Here is a 17,752-nt window from a genome sequence, read left to right on the forward strand (position 1 = left end):
ACGAACCGGATCTTGGACTTGTGCACAAAGGATAGAGGTGACTAGTCCAAAGAATTTCGCCTTCGTTCCCTAGTGTGGCTATCACCACAGTGTGACTCCCGCACCCGGTGCATGTGTCACGGCCGCAGGGCACCACATGCACCGACCTCCCCATCCGCATGAAGCGCTACCACCGCACAGGAGAGCACCCCATGACCCTCGAGTACGACTTTCCCCTGATGTGTCCGGACGTGATCAGCCACAACGGTCGCGTCTTCACAGATCAGACTGCGTTGGTGTGCGGGGACACCCGGATGACCTGGCGTGAGGTCGACGAGGCGACCAATCGGTTCGCCAACACCCTCCGGGACCTCGGACTGGGCAAGGGCGACAAAGTCGCACTCCTGATGCCCGCCTCGATCGACACCTTCATCGCGTTCTGGGGAAGCGCGAAGGCGGGGTGCGTGACCGTTCCGCTCAACGTGTTACTCGACGGCGACTCACTGGCCCGTCTGCTCAACGATTCCGATGCCGAGATCATTTTCGTCGATTCGCAGACCGCGGCCCAGATCGAGTCCGTTCGCTCGAAGCTGACCAACATTCCCGCGGATCGGTTTTTCACCTTCGGGACACCCGGGACGGGATGGTCCGATATCCGGCCCCTGATCGAGGGCGCTTCACCGCAGGCGCCACCGGTGAAGATCAAGCCGCAGGACACCATCACAATCCTCTACACCTCCGGAACCACCGGGATGCCGAAGGGCATCGAACACACCCATCTGAGCCGGATGATGTACCCCTACGGCTTCGGCATGGGGCTGCGCATCGATCGGTACTCGACCGCCATCCTGGCAACTCCGCCTTACGCGTCGGGTACCTGGATCACGATGATCCCCACGATGTACCGGGGAGGAAAAATCGTGATCTTGGAAAAGTTCACCTCGAACGCCTTCCTGGCAGCGGTCGAACGGGAACGGGGAACACACGCCTTCCTCGTGCCGACCCAGTACATCGCGTTGCTCGAGGATCCGCACCTGAGCGACTTCGATGTCAGTTCGATGCAATGCCTGGTTACCTCCGGTCAGCCGATCGCCGAGAAGACCTACAACGCCATCGACCGCGCCTTCGAGAACGCCGGCATCTACGAGGTCTACGGATTCTCGGAAGGCTTTGCCTACCTGCGCATCCCCCAGGACGCGGCCCAAGGCAAGCGGACCTCGGTCGGCAAGCCGATCATGCTCGAGGAGGTACGCATCGTCGGCGACGACGGTATCGAACTGCCCGTCGGGCAGACCGGAGAAATCGTCGCCCGGTCCATCGGCATGATGAAGGGCTACTACAACAACCCGGAGTTGACCGAAGCGGCGACCTGGTACGCACCGGACGGTCGTTCCTTCATGCGCACCGGCGACGTGGGCCACGTCGACGCAGACGGCTTTCTCTACGTCTCCGGGCGTGCGAAGGACATGATCAAGTCCGGCGGCATCAACATCTTCGCCGTGGACATCGAGCAGGTCTTCATGCGCCATCCCGACGTCCTCGAGGTCGCGGCGATCGCCAAGCCGGACCCCAAGTGGGGAGAGACCCCGATCCTGATCGCCATTCCCCGCCCCGGTGCCGCGATCACCGAGGAGGAACTGCGGGTTTGGGGTAACGACCAACTCGCGAAGTACCAACGGGTCAGTGCGGTGATATTCCGAGAGGACTTGCCGCGCGCCGTGTACGGAAAAATCCAAAAAGAGGCTCTGCGCCGTGAATTCGGTACCGGCGCACCCATCGAATACGTCGGAGGAACCGCCTGATGCCCACCCCCAACAACGCCACAACCGCCCCGGAAACATCTCCGGTCGTCTACCCCGACTACGAAAGCCTGAAGCTGGACCGGCCCGCTCCCCATGTGCTGCGGGTCCTGCTCTCCCGCGGCAAGATGAACTCGCTGGACTTCCAAATGCACAAGGACCTCGGATCCATCTGGCGCCTGATCGACGAGGACCCGACCGTCTCAGCGGTGTTACTGGCGGGCGAAGGCCGCGCTTTCTCCGCCGGCGGCGACTTCGACATGGTCCAGCGGATCATCGACGACTACGACTTCCGCTGCCAGATGTGGAAGGAAGGCCGCGCACTGGTGCAGAACATGCTCGACTGCACCAAACCGATCGTTTCGGCGATCAGCGGTCCCGCCGCCGGCGGCGGACTGGCCGCAGCACTACTCGCCGATGTCACTGTCGCGGGACGAACAGCGAAACTCGTCGACGGACATACCACCCTCGGCGTTGCCGCCGACGACCACGCGGTCGCGCTCTGGCCGCTGCTGTGCGGCATGGCCAAGTCCAAGTACTACCTCATGACCAGCGACGCGATCACCGGCGAGGAAGCCGAGCGCATCGGGTTGGTGTCGTTCTGCGTGGACGACGACGAGGTCGATACTCGCGCCCTCGAGATCGCGGTCCGCCTCTCCCGCGGAGCGCCCAGCGCGATCCGATTCACCAAACTTGCTCTCAACAACTGGATTCGGGCCGCGTGGCCGTCCTTCGAGGCGTCACTGGCCTTCGGAATCCTCGGCTTCACCGGCCCCGAAGCCAAAGAGGGGCTCGCCGCGCTGCAGGAAAAGCGGCCCCCCGTGTTCGAGCAGCGCTCCTACATCTGATCACCGTACGACCACACCAGAAGGACGACCACACATGTCAACTCAGCCTTTTACCGCTCCGCCCCGATCCAATCGGGCCCTGCAGGATCGGACCTACATCGTGACCGGAGCGGGTGGCGGCATCGGTGGCGCCGCGGTAGCACGACTGCTGCGCGTCGGTTCGAACGTTGTCGGGGTTGATCTGAGCTCGCGACGACTGGCGGAGACGGAGGACAAGACCAAAGATCTGCCCGGGAAGCTGAAGACGATCAAGGTCGATGTGACCACCGAGTCCGGCACCCAGGACGCCGTCCATTACGCGTTGTCCGAGTTCGGCTCCGTGCAAGGCATCGCCAACGTCGCCGGTGGCATGGTCAACATCAACCAGGATGTGTACGACCTGCCGTTGTCGGACATCTCACTCGACTACTTCGTCGGAACCTTCGCACTCAACGTCAACAGTGCCTTCCTGTTGTCGAAGGCGATCGAAGGACATTTCTACGACGAGGGTTACGGCAAGATCGTCAACGTCGCCTCACTGGCCGCCTTCGCCAACCGCCCCGAACTCGGCAACGCCGCCTACAACTCGGCAAAGGCCGCCGTCGTCGGATTGACTCGCAGCTTGAGCATGTCGATGGGCCGCAAGGGCGTCCGCGCCAACTGCATCGCCCCGGGCCTGGTCCTGAGTGACCGCGTCAAGTCGTGGATCGAACCGGGCTATCACGAGCGCCACCTCGCCTACACCGCTCTCGGCGACCTGGCCACCCCGGAGGATCTGGGCGAGGGAATCGCCTTCTTCCTCGAACCGCAGTCCGACGCCGTCACCGGTGAGGTCATGCGAGTCGCGGCCGGGGTGCGCTGACCATGGACGATTCGGAGATCGGCGAGCGGATCGAGGAGCTGCTGCGCGTCTCGATCCCCGGTGCTCGCGACGTACGGGCCGACGGCGTCGAGCGCGTCTTCGGCGGCAACGCCCGACGCGCCTGGGCATCGACGGCCCGTTGGACGGACCAATCCGGTGCCAGCCGCTCCGAATCGGTCATCATGCTCAGCCGCACGAACGGCTCACAGGTCGACGTCGACCCAAAATGGGAGTTCGGTGTTCTCAGCGCACTCGGGCACTCGGCGACCCGCGCACCACGCGCCTTCGCGCTCGACGCGGACGGCTCCGTGGTCGGCGCGCCGTCGATCCTGCTCGAGCGGATGCCTGGACGCGCGGACCCGCTCGCCTTCCTGCGATCCGAGGACCGGGAAGGTGGCCGAAAGCTGACCCTCGACCTCGCCCGGGCCGCCGCGGAACTGCACTGCTCGGACTGGGAAGGACTCGGCCTCGGTGAAATCCTCGCATCCGGACCCACCGACCGCAGCCCACTCGCACAGATCGAATCCTGGGAGGCCCAGTTCCGGACCAACCGCATGGAGCCTCATCCCGCGCTGGGATACGTATTCGGATGGCTGCGGGAGAACCTGCCCGAGCCGACCCGGATCTGTGTGGTGCACGGCGATTTCCGCCCGGGCAACTTTCTCTACCAAGACAACACCGTGATCTCGTTGTTGGACTGGGAGATGGCGCATCTCGGTGACCCGGTCGAAGATCTCGCCTGGGCCTACCGGGCGCTGTGGAGTCCGGAAGGATTTGTCGGCCTCGAGGAATTCGTCCGATCGTACGAGGAGTTCGGCGGACCGAAGGTGACCGAACACGCGTTGCGGTTCTACCGGGTCTTCGCCGAAGTGAAGTTCGCAACCATCTCCCTGCGGGCATCACGCTCGTTCGCCGACGGTGTCAGCGGGAACCTCCGCTTGGCGGACCGCGCCGCGACCGTCACCGCCTCGCTCAAACGCAGCTTGAACTGGATCGCCGACGACGGGAAAGGACGGGCCTGGTGCTGAAACCGACGACCACAGAACTGCTCGGCGGAGTACGCCGCGGCTTGACCGAGGACGTGCTCCCGAAGGTGTCCGACGGGGGCGCCGCCCGCCAACTTCGGGCGGCACTGCACATCCTCGGCAGACTCGAACGCTCCTGGGACCGGATGCCCGCCTATTTGGCGGCCGACAACGACGACATTGCCGCAACCTTGAGCATCGCCCTCGCCGACGTCGCCGCCGCGACCACCGGGGCTGACTACAGCGCCCTCTTCACTCGCCTGACAAAAGCAACCGGCGGTAACGGTACGGATACACGGCAGTACCGCGTGCACGACCACAGACTGGCCATGGAAATGGCCGTCAACGAAGCCCTTCAGGGCCTCCTCGAAGACTTCGACCGCCGCTGGCGCTCAGACCAGTCGCTGGACGAAGCGCTCCGCGAGCAACTCGAGCAAAAAATATTGGAACTGTACTTGCGCATGGTTGAGCGCGAAGCACAAGCGGCAGGAACCGACGATGACCACTAGCGGAAACATCAAGACCGACAGCATGTCCCAACCTCATGACGTGACCGGATTCGACGTCCTCGTCGAAACCGTGCACGAGGAATCCGACGGAGTTCGAACCTTATCCTTGGTCACGCCCGACGGCCGGCCGCTACCCGGTTGGGATCCCGGCGCACATATCGATCTGATACTGGACGACGGACTCGAACGGCAGTACTCCCTGTGCGGACCCCGAGACGACCGGTCCCGTTGGCGGGTAGCGGTCCTCCGCGCCAGCGAGAGCCGGGGCGGCTCCGAATGGGTTCACGACCGCATCCGAGCCGGCGACCACCTCCGGATAAGGGGACCGCGCAACAAGTTCCCGCTGAAATCCGCCCGCAGGTACCTCTTCATCGCAGGTGGAATCGGCATCACACCCCTCCTACCGATGATCGAAGAACTCGACGCGACCCGTCCGGAAACACCGTGGACACTTGTCTACGGCGGCCGCCACCGCGAATCCATGGCGTTCCTCACCGAACTCGACCGCTTCGGCGACAAGGTAGAGATCTGGCCCGAAGAGGAGCGGGGCCTGATCGACCTCGACACCGTTTTGGGTACGCCGCAATTCGGGACGGCTATCTATTGCTGTGGCCCGGAACCTCTGATCAAAGCCGTCGAACGCCTTGCACGCTCATGGCCCCCCGGATCACTGCACGTGGAACGATTCCAAGCACCCGTTGCCACGGGGGCGGAGTCTTCAGGGCAGGCGACGTTCGAGGTCGTCGCGACGCAGTCCGGAGTAACCGCAGAGGTACCCGCCGGCCAAACCATCGTCGACGTACTCGCCGGATACGGCATCAACATTCCCGTCTCCTGCGGTGAAGGAGTCTGCGGAACCTGCGAGACGAGGGTGCTCGAAGGTATACCCGAGCACCGCGACGCAGTGCTCACCGAGGAGCAACGCGCCTCCGGAGAGGTCATCACTCCGTGCTGCTCCAGGTCGAAGACCCCTCGCATCGTCCTCGACGTATAGCCCTCTCCCCAGTCAGCAACAGGCCGTTTTCGTCGCGGGTAGATAACGTCTCGTGGTCGATACGTGTCGTCCCAACGAGGAAACGCGTGTATGCAGGTGAGCTCCTGAGAGTGACATCCTTCGTGGATCTGCTTTCCACATACGTCTCTCGTTGAGTGCTGGTTGGCAGGGGTCAACTTCGGGCCGCTCAGGTGGCTTGCTCGATCGGTGTGCGTTCAAGCGAAGGCCCAGTTCGGGTGTGGGATTCTTTCCTTCATCGCCGCAAGTGCACCCGGATGCGCCGACTTCGGCACCGCAGCAAGAATAATAATATTGGCCTGCTGCGGAACCAGCAGCGCTGCTGCTCGCGGGTTTCGGGGAACACCTCGCGCAGTGCCCTCCAGAACCCCACCGCGCCGTCACCGACCGCGAGGACGGGAGCGGTCATGCCGGGGCGTCGGCAACTGCGCAGCAGGTCCGCCCACGACTCGGTGGACTTGCGATATCCGTCGGTGAGGGCGAGGAGCTCCTTCCGGCCGGTACCCGCGGACCCCGATCATCACCAGCAGGCATAGTTCGTCCTGCTCAAGTCCTCACCTTGAGGTGGATGCCGTCGACCCACAGATAGACGAAGTCGGTGCCCAAGAGGTCCCGACCCTGGAAGGCCTTGGCCTCGTCCTGCCACTGGGTCGTCAACCGGGTGATCGAGGCCGCCGAGAGCCCTGCGCCCGATCCGAGGAACTGCTCTAGCGCCGGCCCCGGAGTCGCTGGTGGAGCCCCGTGCAGATACTGCAGCGCAGTACCTCGTTCATCTGCGGGGACTTGCGCACCCAGGACGGAAGGATCGCGAACGAAAATCGCTGCCGCGCGCCGATGTCCGGGTCGATGCGCTTATCGTTGCCCGGAGGGCTTTCACGGTGGTCGCGCCCGCGGCGGTCAGGCCGTTGCGGGCGTGGAGGTAGCCGTTGCGGACGGCGACCGTTCTCGTCGACCTGATCAGCGAACTGTTCGATACAGGCGGCGACCTCCGCCTGCAGAGCGGCCGCGAGCATCTGCCGGCACCGTCGCGGACGATCTCGTCGAGCAACGACTGGCCACGGGTGGGGTTGTCGTCGTTGGACTGGTCGTGGTCGTGAGCACAGGCCCGGTTTCTTGTAGACCATCATCGGGGAAGGCACGCCCTCCCCGATCCGCAGGTATTGACCATTGCTCGGCTCCTTCCAACCCAATCCGGAAAAGGGTCTGGGTGTAGCAGAAGGTGTCGTGCGATCCTCCTCTTGTCTGTCGGCCATTGTCGTGCCGATCGCGGTGTCATTCCGTTGGGAAGATCAGACTCTCAGGCCGCGGCTATTCGCCGCGGCCTGAGAACTTCACACGTTCTTGACCGGCGTCGGCGGGTGGGTGTGTGCGGTCGGCGGAGGAGCAGCTGGATGCTTGACGCTCTGCAGACGGCCGATGAGTCGCACGGACGATTCGTCTGATGCCCAGTCGTTCTGCGGAGACCCCCGACAATTCAGTCTGCTCCCAAGGTCACCACCTACTGCAGTGGTGTATCGAAGGTTTCCCGAACGGCAAATGCGGCACATGCTGACACTGCGACGATGGCCATCGCATAGAACGCCGGCATCGTTGCGCCAGCGGCGCCGGCCAGCGCGGCCAGCACGACCGGAGTGGGGCCCGAGAACAGCGTGGTCGCGATCTGCCAGCCCAACGACAATCCGGTGTACCGATTGGCGGTAGTGAATAGCTCGGTAAGGAGCGGGAGCACCGCCGTTACGTTGGCTGCCATCAGCGGCGTGACGATGACCATACCCAAGACAGCAAGAGCAATACTGCCATGTGATACCAACAGGAAGGATGGATAGATTACGAGGACAAGCGCGATCGTCGAGGTGATCAACTGTGGTCGGCGCCCTATCTTGTCGGTCAGCCTTGCGAAGGGAACGATTGCCAGGCAGTAGGCGGCCAGTCCCGAGAACGTGATGAGTTGGGCAGCGGCGGCCTCGAAATTCCCAAATTGCTTCAAAGCTGATGGCATATAGATGAAGTAGACGGCCAGCAAGCTTGCGTTCGTGGCCGCGAGTCCAATTGCGATTACCACCGTCTTGTAGTCACGTTTGACAGTAGTTGCCAGAGGTTTGTTTACCGCCTTTTCTTGCGAGCTCAGCGCCGCAAAGTGCGGGGTCTCCTCAAGTTTGAAGCGGATGTACAGGCCGACGAGACCAAGCGGTAGGGAGAGCAGTAAGGGGATACGCCATCCCCATGAGAGCATGGATCCCTCCGGCAGCATCCGTGTAAGGGAGAGAGCCACGATCGATCCGGTAAGAAGTGCAAGACCGGTGGTGAGAGCTATGAATCCGACGTAGAACCCACGCTTATCGGGTGGGGAGAACTCGGCAATCAGCGAGGTTGCGCCACCGTATTCGCCACCGGCTGAGATCCCCTGTAGGACACGAAGCACGGTGAGCAGTATCGGGGCGAAGAGACCGATCTGTGCATATGTCGGTAGAAGCCCGATCGCTGCGGTCGCAAGGGTCATCATCAAGATGACGACGGCGAGTACGGTTTTGCGTCCGTACTTGTCGCCAAGCGGGGAGAAGATTACCGCGCCCAGCGGACGCGCCACGTAGCTCGCAGCAAAAGCCCCGAAGGTGAGCAGTAAGCCGACGAGGGGATTGTTGGAGGGGAAGAACGCATGGGCGATGTACACAGCGACATACCCGTATACGACAAAGTCGTAATACTCCACGTATGTGCCGAAGCTTGCCGCAACAATTGCCTTCCTGGCGCTGCGGGTAACTGTGCTGCCCGCACGAGTGGTAAGCGTGCTTTCCGATACCATCTGGCTTCTCTCTGGAGTAGGGGCGTGGGGACTCGAGCCCGATACGAGCCCCATGGATGTTGATGGAGATACTTCCTGTCCGGCTCTTTTCCACGTTTCCCGTGAAGGAGAGGGGCAGTTTCCTGAGCCACGAATGAACAGGTGGGTTTCTGAGACGTGATACGGCCAGGCGTTGTTTCGCTGTTGCCCTGTGTGGTCAATGAAAAATCCACCCGGTGCTGTGGTGGTGTGTGGCCGAAAGTTCCGTACGCTCAGCACCTTTTCGGTATGCGAATGCACTCGGGCAGTTGATGGGTGTCGGTTGGATTCGGATGGCACTGAGAGCGCGCGGCCGTTGCGGTGGTCCCGAAGCTCGCATGTGACGATCGTCTCATTAACGCTGAGGAGACGGCTTTTCTTGGGCTGCCCCCATTGTGCGCAAGTCCAAAAATACGTGACGGGTGTACGGGACCTGACCCCGGACCTTGGACACGTTGAATCCCGCAGTTCGCGGGAGAAGCGAGATGATCAAGGTATGGCTCGGAGACACTATTCAGAGCAGTTTCGTCAGGACGCGGTGGACTTGTACGAGTCGACCCCCGGGGCCACGGTTCGCGGTATCGCGGCCGACCTCGGGGTCGAGCGCGGCACGTTGCGTCACTGGCTCGACCGCTACGGCACCGGCCGCAAGACCGCTGCCGATGGCACCGGGGCGGTCAGCCCGCTCAAAGCCCGTACCGGCGATGGGTCGGCTGTAGTCGGGCCAGAAAGCGCCGAGGCCAAGATTGCGCGGTTGGAGAAGGAGAACGCGGCGCTTCGCACTGAGCAGCACAAGCTGAGTACCGAACGCGAGATTCTGCGTCAGGCGGCCAAGTATTTCGCCGGGGAGACGAACTGGTGAGCCACTTCCAGTTCGTCGCCGACCACCTCGACACCTACCCGGTCAAGTGGCTATGCGATCTCCTCGAGATCGCGTGTTCCTCGTTCTATGCGTGGCGGAAGGCTGCCCCCGTGCGGGCGGCTCCTGCGGAGGCTGAACGTGTTCTGGCGCAACGTATCCGTGAGGTTCACGACGGTGACAGCACCTGTGGAGCACCGCGGATCACCGCTGAACTCAACGACGGGGTACCGCTGGCGGAGCGGGTCAACCACAAACGGGTGGCCCGAGTGATGCGCACCCACGGCATTACCGGCTATCGGCGGCGCCGCCGAGTGGTCACCACGATCCCCGAACCTGCCGACTGCACGGTTCCTGACCTGCTGGAACGCGATTTCACCGCGCCCGCACCGAACCGGGTGTACGTCGGAGATATCACGTATCTGCCGATCGCCGGTGGCTCCAACCTGTACCTGGCTACGGTGATCGATTGTTACTCCCGACGGTTGGCAGGGTGGGCTGTGGCCGATCATATGCGCACAGAGCTCGTCACCGATGCCTTGCGTGCGGCGCAACAGATGCGAGGATCGTTGTCGGGCGCGGTCTTTCACTCCGATCACGGCTCGGTTTACACCAGCAAGGCCTACGCCGGATTGTGCTCCGAACTCGGCGTGACCCAGTCGATGGGAGAGGTAGGCACCAGTGCCGACAATGCGATGGCCGAGGCGTTCAACGCCACGCTCAAACGCGAGGTCCTACAAGATGAGCAGTCCTGGCCTGATGAGCTGACCTGCCGGCGTGAAGTCTTTAGCAGTCGGTCAGTCGATCTCGCAGCCCACGGGGTGATGCTGGTGGGTGCATCGGGCAGCGTACTCGGCCGGGGTCTGGTAGCCCAACGCAGAATGCCGGTGCCGGTGGTTGTGGTCGTCCTTGAAGTCGCCGATCACCACCCGGGCTTCGAGCAGCGTGAGCCAGCAGTTGCGGTTCAGACACTCGTCGCGCAGCCGTTGTTGAACGACTCGATGAACCCGTTGTTCCATGGCGTGCCGGGCGGAATGTAGGAGATCCCCACCAACCCTGCACAGAACGTCTGTAGGGCCTCAGAGATGAACTCAGGGCCGTTGTCCATGCGCAGCACCATCGGCGGGCCGCCCCAGATCGCGAATGTCTTCTCCAACTCCTCGATCAACCGCTCGGAGGTGATCGAACGATCCACGATGTTCAGCAACGACAACCGGGTGTGTTCATCGACCATCGACGCGATCTTGACCTTCTTGCCATCCACGGTCGAGTCGAACTGAAAGTCTAATGCCCACACCACCTTCGGTGCATCGGCGACCATGATCGGCGCCGAGGATTGCCCAGCCCATTTGCGCCGCGGAGCCCGGCGCACCTGCAGGCCCTCCTCCTTCCATAGCCGGTGCACCTTCTTCTTGTTCACCTCGATGCCGTCGTCGAACCGCAGGTGCGCCCACGCCCGCCGGAACCCGTGCCGAGGGTTCTTGCGGGCGTAGGTGCGAAGCTGCTCACGCAGGCCAGCGTCCGGGTCGGCCGGAGCACGAGCCAATGGCACACGTCGGTACGCAGATCGTGTAGAGCCCAACTACCCTGCACGCCATACGTTCTGACATACTCTTCACGTCTTTGAGCATGTCGATCGCGGCGCGTTTCGCAGTAGGGCTCACAATTTTCCATTCGCGATCTCGCGCAGTGCGTCCTTTTCCAACTCGGCGTCGGCGAGGAGGCGCTGGAGCCGGCCGTTCTGCTCGCGAAGCTCCTTGAGCTCTTTGGCGGCATCAGCGTCCATCCCGCCGTACTGGCGGCACCAGTTGTACACGGTGGCCGCCGACACCTCGAGGTCGGCGGCGATCTCCTCACCGGTCTTGCCCTCCGCCGCCAACTCATCGGCCCGGCGCAACTTGCCCACGATGTCCCCCGCCGAGCGACACTTACGTCCCGCCATGACCCCTATCGTCCCTTCTCCGCCCTCAACAGGGCAATCAGGACTCTAGAACCACCCGGACCGGTTCACGGGGGACACGCCAATCGGTGACACTTGTGTGTCGGGACATCGGTGACATACGCGGCGACCGCCTTGTCGAACACGACAATCGCTGCGTCAGCGGTCTCACCTGAGGCCACGTGGGAGCCGACGGCGTCGCGCGAATGATCGTCGATCAGCTGCAGGATGGCACACCTACGCCCGCCGGTGAGGACGTACTCGGTGCCGTCGAGTTGCAAGCACGCGTTCGGAGCCGGATCGACGAACCGCCGCCACGCCGATCGGGGCTTCTTCTTCGGCTCGCAGCGAGCGACACCGGCGTCGCGGAAGACCCGCGCCGGCGATGCCGTCGAAGGAACGCAGGTAAGGCCCATCGACTGCATCTTGTCGTGGACGCTGGTCGGTCCGTGGTCCAGCCCGGACGCCTCCAGGGCGGCACGCACTGCTACCGCTTGCGCTTTGACCTCATCACCGAGCGCCGACGGGCTCGACTTCGGGCGGCGCGTCCGCGGTTCAAGTACCGCCGACGGCCCCTCTGTCTTCGCTCACTTGCCTCGTGAAACGACTTCCGGGAAATACGGTATTCGGCGCAGAACGTCGAGACCGCTCCGCGTGGTGCATCATCAGGCCACTGCGAGATCGCCAGCCGCACGACAGGATCGATAGGTTCATTCACAGCCCCCGCCTGAGCGTTGACGAACAAGTGCCGATGTCCTGGAAGGTGACCTCCCGAGCCGGGAAATCAGCAGCGGCGCGAAGCCCATATGGTGATGGCCTGGCGTCCACCTGCTACGTCAGATCGGGACGCGCATGGGCGAGACGGTCTCGAACTGTGGTCAATTCAGCGATGTCAGAGAGAATCACGAAGTATGCTCGCCCGCCCGTCAGACGCAGTTCGACACCTGGCCCCTTGCGATTCACGAAAGCCAACACGCCGCCAGAAGCGACCCTGAGCCCGATACCGGCGAACTCCCACGACGAGACGTTGTCGCGGTACTGCACGGACGCGAGGTCTGAGTAGCTGATGCGCCGTGACAGGAGAGGCCAGTACCTGAGAGTGATTCCATCACCGCTTATTTCGACCCAGTGGGCGACAAACGCCAAAGGCCACATGCAGATCACCATGAACAGGAACACAAAGACCAGAGGCCACGGGCTCCCCTCAGGGTCGGCGAACTCGCCAGGAACGAACACCGCCGCAATCAATGGGGCGAGAAACATCGTCACCCGTACCCAAACCGTCAAGTGGACCCGTCGAGTCCTCCAGAAGTGGTCGTTCACCGTCACCCCAAACGTTGCCGAGCTTCGCTTCATCACCCACCCTCTCAGACGGGCACAGTCACCACGCCGCAGGCGCCCAGAAGCAACCACACCACCTGCCCACCGTCGACGGCGCACAGGCAGCGAGCGGTGAAGTTACAGCCACCTGAGCATCGAGGCAGAAGTGTCACCACCAAGACCACTCAGATTGTCATCGATGTCTTGATGCAGAACTGTCACCGATGTCCTGCGAGATGACACGGACATGGTCACCCCCGGAGAACTTTTTTCGAACTTTCTCGAAAAGATGTGGCTCTTCTGACGCAAAAGTGGGTGCCTTGTCGCGCGCCTAATGCACGCAACGCCCACTGTCCCTTAGGTTTTGAGTTGCGAAGACCAAAACTGAAGGAGTGGGCGTTGCGCACTGTCAGAGTACTGCAGAAGTTGCTCGGAATCGAGCGTGCCCGTGTCGTGGGTGTCAGGTTCGATGAGGATGATCGCGGGCAGATTTTGGTGGTGTCGTTGGAACTGCACAGCAGGGCACGATTACGGTGCCCGCAATGTCGGAACCGCTGCCCTGGTTACGATCAGCCGCCGGCACCGCGACGGTGGCGGCATCTTGACATGGGCGGCTGGCGGTGCTTTCTGGAGCTTCCGGCCACCCGGGTGCAGTGCCCTCGCCACAATGTGTGCAGCGAATGGGTGCCGTGGGCGCGGCCGCAAGCGAAGATGACCAGGGCTTTCGATGACACAGTCGCGTGGATGTGTGCGCACGCGCCGATGACCGCGGTGAGTGCCTATCTACGGGTCTCCTGGCGTACGGTGTCTCGGATCGTCGAGCGTGTCGTCGACGACCATGTCGGACTCACCAAACGCTTGAACGGGTTGCGGCGCATCGGCATCGATGAAATCGCCTACCGCAAGGGCCGCCGCTACCTGGTGGTGGTCGTCAACCACGACACAGGCCAACTGGTCTGGGCTGGTGAAGGCGCCAAGAAGGAGACCATCGAGCGGTTCTTCGATGAACTAGGCGATGTGCGTGCACGCAAGATCACCCACATCAGTGCTGATGGGGCCGAGTACATCGGTGCGGTCCTCGCCGAACAAGCTCCAGGCGCGTATTGGTGTATGGACCCATTTCATGTGCTGCAGTGGGTCAATCAGGCGTTGGACAGCCCGACACTTCCGCATCAGAACTGACCAAAAACCGCCCACTACCAGGTCAGGAGATCCAAAGATGTTCGAGTTCAGTGGCTACAGCGCTGGTCTGCAACACGTTTTGTTGTCGGTCGCACACCTAGTCTTGTCGGTGGTGCGTGCTAGGGCAGCCGATTATTGCACCATCAGCGAACCCCGCCGTGGCGCACACCTACAGCGATACCTCGTCGTCGGCCGGGGTCAGCCGGCCACAACCGCCGCCGACTGCCGCGCTATCGCCAGCTCCTCATTGGTCGGCACCACGAGCACATCCACGGCGCTGTCATCCGTCGAGATCCGCCGAGGAGCCTTGCCGCGCAGAGCGTTCCGCTCCTCGTCGACAACGATCCCGAACACCTCCAGGCCCGCCAGCGCACGAGACCGGACGACTGCCGAGTTCTCCCCAACCCCAGCCGTGAAGGTGATGGCGTCGACGCGCCCGAGGGCGAAGGCGTAGGCGCCGAGGTAGCGACGTAGGCGATGGATGTAGACGTCGAAGGCGCGACGGGCGGCGTCGTCACCGGAGTCCATCAGCTCGGTGATGGTGCGGAAGTCGTTCTCACCGCACAGACCTCGAAGTCCCGAACGCTTGTTGAGCAGCGTGTCGATCTCGCCGACCGACAGATTCGCCACCCGGTTCAGGTGCAACACCAGCCCAGGGTCGATGTCACCGCTGCGGGTTCCCATGACCAGCCCCTCCAGCGGGGTCATACCCATCGACGTGTCGATCGGCTGTCCGCCGGCGATCGCCGAGGCCGACGCGCCGTTGCCGAGATGCAGCACGATCTGGTTCAGCGACGCCGGGTCGCATTCCAGGAACTCGGCCACCCGGCCGGCCACGTACTCGTGGCTGGTGCCGTGGAAACCGTAGCGGCGTATCGCATGTTCCTCGGCCACCGCACGGTCGATGGCGTACGTCGCGGACGAGTCGGGGAGCCCGTGGAAGAAGGCGGTGTCGAAAACCGCGACCGACGGGACGTCGGGCAGCAACTCCTTCGCGGCCAGGATGCCGACCAGGTTGGCCGGATTGTGCAGCGGCGCCAGCGGGGAGATCCGCTCGATCTCCGAGATCACCTCGGGGGTCACCACGGTCGGCTCGTAGAACGACCTGCCGCCGTGGACCACCCGGTGCCCCACCGCACTCAGTCCCGCCTTCGCCAAGTCGGTTCCGTTGTCGGCGAAGAAACGCTCCGCGCGCCGGACCGCGGCGAGGTGATCGTCGAGTTGCAATGTCTCGGTGACCGTCTCACCGTTCTGCTCATGCGTCATCGACGAACCGGCATCGCCGATCCGCTCCGCGATGCCCTCGGCGACCACCGTGCCGTCCGCGGGCTGCACCAGTTGATACTTCAGCGATGACGAGCCGGCATTGAACACCAGCACCGCACCGGACGCCCCGCTCATCGACCGGCCTCGGCGTCGGCGGTGTCGGCGTTCCCCGTGATCGGGTCCACATCCCCCTGTTGGGCCTGGATCGCGGTGATGGCCACGGTGTTCACGATGTCGGAGACGAGAGCTCCACGACTCAGATCGTTGATCGGTTTGTTCAATCCCTGCAGCACCGGGCCGATCGCGATCGCGCCCGCGCTGCGCTGAACCGCCTTGTACGTGTTGTTGCCGGTGTTCAGATCGGGGAAGATCAGCACGGTCGCGCGACCGGCGACCGGCGAATCGGGCATCTTGGTCTTCGCCACCGACGGTTCCACCGCGGCGTCGTACTGGATGGGTCCCTCGACCAGCAGCCCTGGTTCCCGCTCGCGCACGAGTTCGGTTGCCGTCTTGACCTTCTCGACGTCGGCGCCCGACCCGGACGTTCCCGTGGAGTAGGACAGCATCGCGACCCGCGGATCGATGCCGAAGGCCGCCGACGTCTGCGCCGACGAGATGGCGATGTCGGCGAGCTGTTCATCGGACGGGTCCGGGACGATGGCGCAGTCACCGTAGGCCAGCACCTTGTCGGCCAGGCACATGAAGAACACGCTCGAGACGGTGGAGACCCCCGGTTTCGTCTTGATGATCTCGAAAGCCGGCCGGATCGTGTGTGCGGTGGTGTGCGACGCCCCCGACACCATCCCATCGGCGCGGCCGGTGTGCACCATCATCGTGCCGAAGTAGGACACGTCCCGCATCTTCTCCTGTGCCCGTTCGAAATCCATGCCCCTGTGTGTGCGCAGATCGGTGTAGATCCGGGCGAACTCGTCGAGGTACTCGGACTCGGCCGGGTCGATGACCGTCACATCGGCCAGGTCGAGTCCGAGTTCGATGGAGCGTTCGCGGACCGTGTCGGGATCGCCGAGGATGGTGAGATCGGCGACGCCGCGCCGGGCAAGCCGGTTGGCCGCGCGCAGGATTCGGTCGTCATCCCCCTCCGGCAGCACGATGTGCTTCCGGTCGGCACGCGCGCGGGAGATCAGCCGGTACTCGAACATCTGCGGCGTCACCACCGTCGGCGTCGACACGTTGAGGTTGTGCATGACCTTCTCGGGGTCGACGTGGGTCTCCATCATCGACAGCGCAGCCTCGATCTTGCGCACGGAGCCCACACCGAGCTTGCCCCGCGTGTGCGCGGCCGTACGCGCGGTGTCGTAGGTGCCCTGCGGACAGCTGATGATGGGCAGCGTCGGTTTGAGACCACTCACCAGCGCCTCGATCATCGGGTGCGGTTTGAGCCCACCGTTGAGGATGATGCCCGACAGACGCGGAAACCCCTGCGCAGTGTTCGCATTCACCAGGGCGAGCAGGACATCCGATCGGTCGGCCGGAGTGATGACCACCGTGCCGTCGGTGAGCCTTTCGAGGATGTGCTCGACGGTCATGCCGCCGACCATCACCCGCAGCGCCTCCCGGTCGAGCAACTCCTCGTCGCCGCTGTACATGGTCGCGCCGAGCGCCTCTTTCAGCTCCCCCATCGTGGGCGCGAACAGCACCGGCTCCTCGGGGAGGCACAGCGCCGGAATCCCGGTGCTGCGCAGCTGTTCCCGGATCTCGCCGAGCCGATCGGGATCGCACCGGTTGGCGACGAGCGCGACCGGGGTCGCGTGCGCGGCTTTCACCTCGGCGATGAGGCCTTCGGCCAGACCGTGCAGTTCTGCCGGCGTCCGGTCGATCGCCCTGATGGCCAACACCATCGGGGCAGCGAGATTGGCTGCGATCCGGGCGTTGTAGCTCAGTTCGGACGGAGTTCCGACGTCGGTGTAGTCCGAGCCCACGATGACCACGCGGTCGCACCGGGACTGGATGGCGTGGAAACGGGCGACGATCTCCGCGATCGCACCTTCTGGGTCGTCGTGGACCTGTTCGTAGGTGACGCCGAGACAGTCCTCATAGGGGAGGTCGGCGGAGTCGTAGTCGAGGAGCAGATCGAGGATCGGATCCCGATCCTCGATGGCCGTCCGCGAGATCGGACGGAACACGCCGACCCGCCCGCCGGTGGCCGACAGCAGCGCCAGCAGCCCCAACGCGACGATGGACTTGCCGGTCTCCCCCTCCGCGGAGGCGATGTAGATACTCGTCGTGGTGTCGGCGACGACCTGTTCCGCACTCGCGGGTCCGTCGGCGGTCTGGACTGCATCCGTGGCCATGCGCCCCAGCATAGTGGCGCTCGAGCCACGCACCCCGCCC

The 17,752-nt window shown here is 63.5% G+C and carries 12 protein-coding genes and 5 pseudogenes; 9 read left to right on the plus strand and 8 right to left on the minus strand.

The window, feature by feature from the left end; translation table 11 throughout:
- Positions 1-191: 191 nt before the first annotated feature.
- From AC3B5T_RS04655 to AC3B5T_RS04680, 6 genes are read left to right on the plus strand one after another with little or no spacing between them, the layout of a single operon-like run.
- Positions 192-1,781, plus strand: a complete 1,590-nt coding sequence (locus tag AC3B5T_RS04655) for a class I adenylate-forming enzyme family protein (protein ID WP_488358309.1) — start codon at positions 192-194, stop codon at positions 1,779-1,781.
- A complete protein-coding gene (locus tag AC3B5T_RS04660) occupies positions 1,781-2,626 on the plus strand; it encodes an enoyl-CoA hydratase/isomerase family protein (RefSeq protein ID WP_488358312.1) in 846 nt (281 codons plus the stop codon). The genes AC3B5T_RS04655 and AC3B5T_RS04660 overlap by 1 nt, the downstream gene beginning before the upstream one ends.
- Before the next feature lie 34 nt (positions 2,627-2,660).
- A complete protein-coding gene (locus tag AC3B5T_RS04665; RefSeq protein ID WP_488358313.1) occupies positions 2,661-3,467 on the plus strand; it encodes an SDR family NAD(P)-dependent oxidoreductase in 807 nt (268 codons plus the stop codon).
- Between the two features lie 2 nt (positions 3,468-3,469).
- Entirely contained in the window at positions 3,470-4,495 is a 1,026-nt protein-coding gene (locus AC3B5T_RS04670) for a phosphotransferase family protein (protein WP_488358315.1), read from the plus strand.
- Positions 4,489-5,001 carry a hypothetical protein gene (locus AC3B5T_RS04675; protein ID WP_488358316.1) on the plus strand — a complete coding sequence of 171 codons (513 nt, stop codon included), beginning with the start codon at positions 4,489-4,491 and terminating at the stop codon, positions 4,999-5,001. Before AC3B5T_RS04670 ends, AC3B5T_RS04675 begins: the two co-directional genes overlap by 7 nt.
- A 22-nt stretch (positions 5,002-5,023) precedes the next feature.
- Positions 5,024-5,995, plus strand: coding sequence for a PDR/VanB family oxidoreductase (locus AC3B5T_RS04680; protein ID WP_488358747.1), 972 nt, complete (start codon positions 5,024-5,026; stop codon positions 5,993-5,995).
- A 253-nt stretch (positions 5,996-6,248) separates the two neighbouring features.
- Here the strand turns inward: AC3B5T_RS04680 and AC3B5T_RS04685 are convergent.
- Positions 6,249-6,455, minus strand: a pseudogene (locus AC3B5T_RS04685) (hypothetical protein); the annotation flags it as partial.
- A gap of 104 nt (positions 6,456-6,559) precedes the next feature.
- Positions 6,560-6,670 carry a hypothetical protein gene (locus AC3B5T_RS04690; RefSeq protein ID WP_488358317.1) on the minus strand — a complete coding sequence of 37 codons (111 nt, stop codon included), beginning with the start codon at positions 6,668-6,670 and terminating at the stop codon, positions 6,560-6,562.
- 269 nt (positions 6,671-6,939) lie between these two features.
- Between AC3B5T_RS04690 and AC3B5T_RS04695 the strand changes: the two genes are divergently transcribed.
- Positions 6,940-7,110 (plus strand): hypothetical protein, encoded by a 171-nt coding sequence (locus AC3B5T_RS04695; protein ID WP_488358319.1) that lies wholly within the window; start codon positions 6,940-6,942, stop codon positions 7,108-7,110.
- Positions 7,111-7,511: 401 nt separating this feature from the next.
- Here the strand turns inward: AC3B5T_RS04695 and AC3B5T_RS04700 are convergent, their stop codons facing one another.
- The gene (locus tag AC3B5T_RS04700) at positions 7,512-8,816 is read right to left on the minus strand and encodes an MFS transporter (RefSeq protein ID WP_488358320.1); all 1,305 of its coding nucleotides are present in this window, start codon (positions 8,814-8,816) and stop codon (positions 7,512-7,514) included.
- 514 nt (positions 8,817-9,330) lie between these two features.
- On the opposite strand from AC3B5T_RS04700, the pseudogene AC3B5T_RS04705 reads away from it, so the two are divergent.
- Positions 9,331-10,481, plus strand: a pseudogene (locus AC3B5T_RS04705) (IS3 family transposase); the annotation flags it as partial.
- Between the two features lie 9 nt (positions 10,482-10,490).
- Here the strand turns inward: AC3B5T_RS04705 and AC3B5T_RS04710 are convergent.
- The 3 genes and pseudogenes from AC3B5T_RS04710 to AC3B5T_RS04720 all read right to left on the minus strand — a co-directional run bounded on the left by AC3B5T_RS04710 (position 10,491) and on the right by AC3B5T_RS04720 (position 12,901).
- Positions 10,491-11,635: pseudogene (locus tag AC3B5T_RS04710) on the minus strand (IS3 family transposase).
- Positions 11,636-11,751: 116 nt separating this feature from the next.
- Positions 11,752-12,377 (minus strand): annotated as a pseudogene (locus tag AC3B5T_RS04715) (transposase family protein); the annotation flags it as partial.
- 86 nt (positions 12,378-12,463) lie between these two features.
- Positions 12,464-12,901, minus strand: a complete 438-nt coding sequence (locus AC3B5T_RS04720) for a hypothetical protein (protein ID WP_488358321.1) — start codon at positions 12,899-12,901, stop codon at positions 12,464-12,466.
- Positions 12,902-13,351: 450 nt separating this feature from the next.
- Between AC3B5T_RS04720 and AC3B5T_RS04725 the strand changes: the two are divergent.
- A pseudogene (locus AC3B5T_RS04725) lies at positions 13,352-14,107 on the plus strand (transposase); the annotation flags it as partial.
- Positions 14,108-14,332: 225 nt separating this feature from the next.
- On the opposite strand, the gene AC3B5T_RS04730 reads toward AC3B5T_RS04725, so the two are convergent.
- Positions 14,333-15,535, minus strand: a complete 1,203-nt coding sequence (locus AC3B5T_RS04730) for an acetate/propionate family kinase (RefSeq protein ID WP_488358323.1) — start codon at positions 15,533-15,535, stop codon at positions 14,333-14,335.
- The gene (pta, locus tag AC3B5T_RS04735) at positions 15,532-17,724 is read right to left on the minus strand and encodes a phosphate acetyltransferase (protein WP_488358324.1); all 2,193 of its coding nucleotides are present in this window, start codon (positions 17,722-17,724) and stop codon (positions 15,532-15,534) included. The genes AC3B5T_RS04730 and pta overlap by 4 nt, the downstream gene beginning before the upstream one ends.
- Positions 17,725-17,752: the final 28 nt, after the last annotated feature.

Source organism: Gordonia sp. G4 (assembly GCF_057770005.1).

What these genes read in the sequence shown, in the direction of transcription:
- AC3B5T_RS04655 (WP_488358309.1), top strand. Translation starts at nt 192, where the DNA reads ATGACCCTCGAGTACGACTTTCCCCTGATGTGTCCGGACGTGATCAGC.
- AC3B5T_RS04660 (WP_488358312.1), top strand. Translation starts at nt 1,781, where the DNA reads ATGCCCACCCCCAACAACGCCACAACCGCCCCGGAAACATCTCCGGTC.
- AC3B5T_RS04665 (WP_488358313.1), top strand. Translation starts at nt 2,661, where the DNA reads ATGTCAACTCAGCCTTTTACCGCTCCGCCCCGATCCAATCGGGCCCTG.
- AC3B5T_RS04670 (WP_488358315.1), top strand. Translation starts at nt 3,470, where the DNA reads ATGGACGATTCGGAGATCGGCGAGCGGATCGAGGAGCTGCTGCGCGTC.
- AC3B5T_RS04680 (WP_488358747.1), top strand. Translation starts at nt 5,024, where the DNA reads ATGTCCCAACCTCATGACGTGACCGGATTCGACGTCCTCGTCGAAACC.
- AC3B5T_RS04700 (WP_488358320.1), bottom strand. Translation starts at nt 8,816, where the DNA reads ATGGTATCGGAAAGCACGCTTACCACTCGTGCGGGCAGCACAGTTACC.
- AC3B5T_RS04730 (WP_488358323.1), bottom strand. Translation starts at nt 15,535, where the DNA reads ATGAGCGGGGCGTCCGGTGCGGTGCTGGTGTTCAATGCCGGCTCGTCA.
- pta (WP_488358324.1), bottom strand. Translation starts at nt 17,724, where the DNA reads ATGCTGGGGCGCATGGCCACGGATGCAGTCCAGACCGCCGACGGACCC.